This is a genomic window from Desemzia sp. FAM 23990, assembly GCF_045528485.1.
Classification (GTDB): Bacteria; Bacillota; Bacilli; order Lactobacillales; family Carnobacteriaceae; genus Desemzia.
In genome coordinates, this window is the sequence record NZ_JBGQQW010000090.1 from 1 (window position 1) to 255 (window position 255).

Sequence of the window (255 nt, forward strand, 5' to 3'; positions counted from 1 at the left end):
ACAAATAGTTAGAGCCCGTTAATGGGTGATAGCGTGCCTTTTGTAGAATGAACCGGCGAGTTACGATTACATGCGAGGTTAAGTTGATAAGACGGAGCCGTAGCGAAAGCGAGTCTGAATAGGGCGTTTGAGTATGTGGTCGTAGACCCGAAACCAGGTGACCTACCCATGTCCAGGTTGAAGGTGCGGTAAAACGCACTGGAGGACCGAACCCACGTACGTTGAAAAGTGCGGGGATGAGGTGTGGGTAGCGGA

The 255-nt window shown here is 51.4% G+C and carries 1 rRNA gene; it reads left to right on the forward strand.

The annotated features are described in order from the left end of the window. Nucleotides 1-255 (forward strand): 23S ribosomal RNA (locus ACEN4I_RS13590); the annotation flags it as partial.